The following is a 4,515-nucleotide window of genomic DNA, read 5'->3' as shown; positions in this document are numbered from 1 at the left end:
AGATTGTTGAGACCGGGCCGGTGAATGAGGTTCTCACCCGGCCGCGGCATGAATACACACGAAGCCTGTTGGCCTCTGTGCCGACGATGCGTACCGATCGCGAGCAGCCGCTGGCGGTGGTGCGAGGCTAGTTCGTCTTCTTACTGAAGGGCGGCAATGTGCTTGCCGCACTCTTCCACGCCAACATCCAGGCGAAGAGAAGCGTAGAGATTGTGGGCCTCCTGCCAGTGCTTGCGAGCTGCTTCGAGATTGCCAATGACCTCGTTGAGCTGAGCGTAGGGCCGAACGGTGTTGGCGAGGTCGAGGAGCTTTGTATCGAGGTTGCTGCGATAGATTTCGAGAGCTTCTTCGTAGAGCGGTTTGGCTTCGTCGTGTTTTGCTTCGTCGAGAAACATGTCCGCAATGTGGCGTATGGTGTGCGCATACGCGAGGCGGTTCTCTTCCTTGCGGAAGATCTTCGCCGCGTCGGCGTAGTAAGCGCGGGCGGCGTCGAGATCGCGCTCGACACGGGCTCGCTTGCCTTCTGCGATAGATTCAGCGGCTGTGGGCATGAAAATCTCCGATCACTGAGGTTGCTCTAGTCTCCGGTGGTTACAGGTACAGCATCCTGGACGTTGACGGAAGCAGCGTCAATGGAGAGGCTCTGCCCGAGCGCGTTGAAGTCCTCGTCCCAGCGGGTGCGGGCATAGCCGGTAAGCGCGGCGATGGCAGGAGGCTGGTTGCTGAGGAACTCATACCAGATGTTCTGCGCCTGCCAAAGGCTCGATTCAAAGGGAAGCTCCACGAGTGCGCGGCCAAGAGCGAGGGCGCGATCGAGAGCCTCCTGCGATGCCGACGTGATCAGATCGATCATGGCGCGCTTCATGCGCTGGTCGGCGATGTAGGAGAGCGTAGCGGTTTCAAGTGAAACCTGATCGGCTTTGGCGAGGTTGAGAAATGATTTGATCAATGCCTGGTCGACCGGGTCAGACTCGATGGCGCGCTTGAGGCCGGCGTTGATGGCAAAACTGGCTGCAATCGTGAGCGCAGGAGGCTTGGGCAGACCCGACTGCGACAGAAAATGCAGAAGGCTTGAGTGGTCTTCGTAAATGGTGGTAAGCGCGCCCTCAATGTTGGAAAGCGTTGTATTGAGAATAAGCTTTACGATCTGGTGCTGATCGTCGCGGAAGAGCGAAGTGAGCGAATAATCGACGCGCTCAAAGGCGCGATCGAGCAGGCGAATGACCTGGGCGAAGTCAGCGCGCTGAACGCACTCGGCTGCTTCGGCTGCAAACTGTGAAAAGGCATCGGCGTCCTGCTCGGCATACGGTTTCACTGCGGCAGTAATGTTCTGGTCGCCGAAGTGAAGCACAGCATATTGGAAGGACTGCTGCTCCGCCGTAATAGTGGAAGCTACATTCGCCCTGCCAACGCCCAGGCGGCCGCGGCCGGATGTGAAGATGTCGTGCGAGAGGCGGCGCACAGCGTAGCTGTAGATTTTGGCCTCATCGCCATAGGGGGTGAACATGGAGCTGATGGCGTAATGCGCGGCCACCTGCTCAAGACTTAGCTTGAGATTGCTAATGAGATCGGTATAAATATGTGCGCCGTCCTGCTGGCTTGGCACGTTCGAGATGGCTTCTTTCAGCGTGGCAAGAAACGCCGGTTCGAGAGCTGCGGCGCGATCCGCAAACAGGTTCTGCGCAAGCTGCAGAACGCGAGCGGCATACGCAATCACCTGCACGGTCTCAATACCCGAGATGTCGTCAAAGAACCAGCCGCAACTGGTGTACATCAACTGCGCGTGGCGCTGCATCTCCATCAGCTTGAGAGCGCGATTGCGCTCTTCAGCGCTCAACGCATGGCTTTGCTGCGCTTCGAAGAAGCGGTTGGTGGTTTCATTGTTACGGTTGAGGATTACATCGATGTAGGCGTTGCGGGCGGCCCATACATCTTGAAACAGCTTCACTCCCTCGGCCTCAGTAAGCGGGACCAGGGCATCGCGCAGCGCGTCGAGCGCCTCGCGCAGAGGCTTGCGCCATGCCTGGTTCCAGCCAGGGCGGCCACTGTTGCAACCGCAGTTGGAGCGCCATCGCTCAACGCCGTGAATGCAGGACCAGGAGCTGTTCTCTACGATCTCGCATTCATGATCCGGTGGAAACTGCGCGAGGAAGCTGCCGTAGTTTGCCAGATGTACAGTTTTGTCTTGGTCCAGGAGCTTGATGGCGTAGGCCAGCGCCATCTCGCCGTATCTGTGATGGTGGCCGTAGCTCTCTCCATCGGTGGCGACGTGCATGAGCTGCGGGCCGGTAGCATCCGGGATAAATCCATCCTTGAGCCGACCGGCAAAGGCATCGCCGGAGTTCAGCAGGCCTTCAAATGCGATGGCCTGCGAGATTCCGCCGTTATAGAAAAAGACAGTGATCGAGAGTCCCGAGGCGAAGCGGACGAGATAAGGGCGCGTGGAATTGACGGTGTCGTTCGGCGTGGGCGACCACACCACGTCTCCATCGGCTCCAGCAATCCGTCGCACGCGACGGCACTGCCGCGGAGCGAGGATCGTGAACTTCACGCCGTGCTGAGCCAGCAGTTCCAGGGTCTCGGAATCAACAGCCGTTTCCGCGAGCCACATGCCTTCAGGCGGCGCACCGAAATGCGAAATATAGTCTGCGATACCCCAGCGAATCTGCGTGATCTTGTCGCGGGCATTGGCAAGCGGCATGATGATGTGGTTGTAAACCTGGGCCATTGCAGAGGAATGGCCCTTGAAGGCGCGGCGGCTCTTGCGCTCGCCGTCCAGGATCATGCGGTAGGTGCGCTGCGCGTTTTCCTTGAGCCAGCTCAGTAGAGTTGGACCGAAGTTGAAGCTGATGCGGGCATAGTTGTTGGCGATGCCCATGATCTTGTTCTGGATGTTGACAATGCGTGCCGCGCCGTTGGGCGCGTAGCACTCGGCGCAAACTCGCTCATTCCAATCGTGATAGGGAGCAGCCGAGTCCTGGGTCTCGATCGCTTCGAGCCAGGGATTCTCCCGCGGCGGCTGATAGAAATGGCCGTGGATGCAGACAAAACGTTTGGAAGAAGCCATCTAGTATCCGTTAGGTTCCTGTATAAGAGCTACGCGATTATTTTATGCGCATCCGGTGAGATGCCGTGTCATAGGCATAATGCCGTATGCTGACCTACGACCTTCTTATTTGCTGTTACATGGAGCCTGAATGCTTCTGAAGTCTCGTCTGGCCGCGATGATGTTTCTGGAATTCTTTATCTGGGGCGCATGGTATGTGACCGTTACCACCTGGGTGAGCCAGACGTTGCACTTCAATGGTGTGCAGACTGGTCTCGTCGCCGGAACGACGGCTATAGGCGCGGTAGTCTCTCCTTTTCTGGCGGGTTGGGTTGCGGACAATCTGATGCCCGCGCAGTACATGCTGGCGCTGTTGCATCTAGCCGGTGGCATCCTGCTTTACCTCGCCTCCATGCAAACGAATTTCGGGCTGCTCTACTGGCTGGTGCTGGCGTATGCGGTTCTGTATATGCCAACGCTGGGCCTGGTAAATGCTATTTCCTTCCGCCAGATGCGCGATCCCAAGTCAGAGTTTCCATACATCCGCGTGCTCGGAACGATTGGCTGGATCTGCGCGGGATTTGTGGTCAGCTACATGCACGGAGAGCAGACGTCGCTGCCGCTCAAGATAGCAGCGATTGCGTCTATATTGCTGGCGGTCTATTCGCTGACTCTGCCGCACACGCCTCCGCAGGCGACGGAACCCTTCAGCGTCGGCAATCTGTTTCCGGTCGAAGTCCGGCGCATGTTCCGCGATAGAAGCTTTCTCATTTTTGCGCTGGCTTCATTTCTCATCTGCGTGCCTCTGCAGTTCTACTACGCCTTCACCAACCCCTTCCTTGTCCAGATCGGTGTCACCAATTCGGCGGCTAAGATGGCGCTGGGCCAGGTGTCTGAGTTTCTTTGCATGCTATTAATCCCGTGGTTCTTCCGGCGGCTGGGTGTGAAGTGGATGCTGGTGGCGGGCATGGCGGCGTGGGTTGTTCGTTACGCGTGCTTCGCCTTTGGCAATCCAGGTCCGGGTGTGTGGATGCTGCTTCTGGGCATCGTGCTGCACGGCATCTGCTATGACTTCTTCTTCGTGACCGGCCAGATTTACACCGACCGCAAGGCTCCCGCAGCCTACCGCAGTGCAGCGCAGGGCATGATCACGCTGATTACGTATGGCCTGGGCATGCTGCTGGGATCGTGGCTGAGCGGCAAGGTGGTGGATGCCTATGCGACCACGCTGGCGGACGGTACGCAGGCCCACAACTGGCGCGCTATCTGGCTCTTCGCGGGTGGGCTTTCAGCGGTGATATTGTTGCTGTTCGTTGTCGCGTTCCGGGAGCGGGAGACAGCGTCTAACTAAGAACTTATCCGTGAATAGCTGTGGTCTGCCTCCAGCAAATCATGGCTGCGGCCAGTGACAGCAGAGCCACGTAGCTCTCTTCGGTCTTTTCGAAGCTGACCAGTAGTTTTCGAAATCG

At 57.9% G+C, this 4,515-nt stretch carries 4 protein-coding genes; 2 read left to right on the top strand and 2 right to left on the bottom strand.

The genetic code is table 11. The features are described from left to right. Positions 1-2: 2 nt before the first annotated feature. Positions 3-131, top strand: coding sequence for an ABC transporter ATP-binding protein (locus tag ABSG47_RS20335; protein ID WP_424172226.1), 129 nt, complete (start codon positions 3-5; stop codon positions 129-131). Positions 132-140: 9 nt separating this feature from the next. Here ABSG47_RS20335 and ABSG47_RS20330 read toward each other — a convergent pair whose 3' ends face one another. Both ABSG47_RS20330 and ABSG47_RS20325 read right to left on the bottom strand, forming a co-directional pair. Beyond that, the gene (locus tag ABSG47_RS20330) at positions 141-551 is read right to left on the bottom strand and encodes a tetratricopeptide repeat protein (RefSeq protein WP_424172223.1); all 411 of its coding nucleotides are present in this window, start codon (positions 549-551) and stop codon (positions 141-143) included. A gap of 26 nt (positions 552-577) precedes the next feature. Further along, positions 578-3,067, bottom strand: a complete 2,490-nt coding sequence (locus ABSG47_RS20325; protein ID WP_424172220.1) for a DUF3536 domain-containing protein — start codon at positions 3,065-3,067, stop codon at positions 578-580. Between the two features lie 130 nt (positions 3,068-3,197). Between ABSG47_RS20325 and ABSG47_RS20320 the strand changes: the two genes are divergently transcribed. Further along, a complete protein-coding gene (locus tag ABSG47_RS20320; protein WP_424172217.1) occupies positions 3,198-4,397 on the top strand; it encodes a nucleoside permease in 1,200 nt (399 codons plus the stop codon). The last annotated feature ends 118 nt before the right edge of the window (positions 4,398-4,515 follow it).

Origin of the sequence: Occallatibacter sp. (assembly GCF_049510455.1) — a bacterium.
Taxonomy (GTDB): domain Bacteria; phylum Acidobacteriota; class Terriglobia; order Terriglobales; family Acidobacteriaceae; genus Telmatobacter.
Note: the sequence above shows the minus strand (reverse complement) of the source record. Positions and strands in the feature narration are given on the sequence as shown.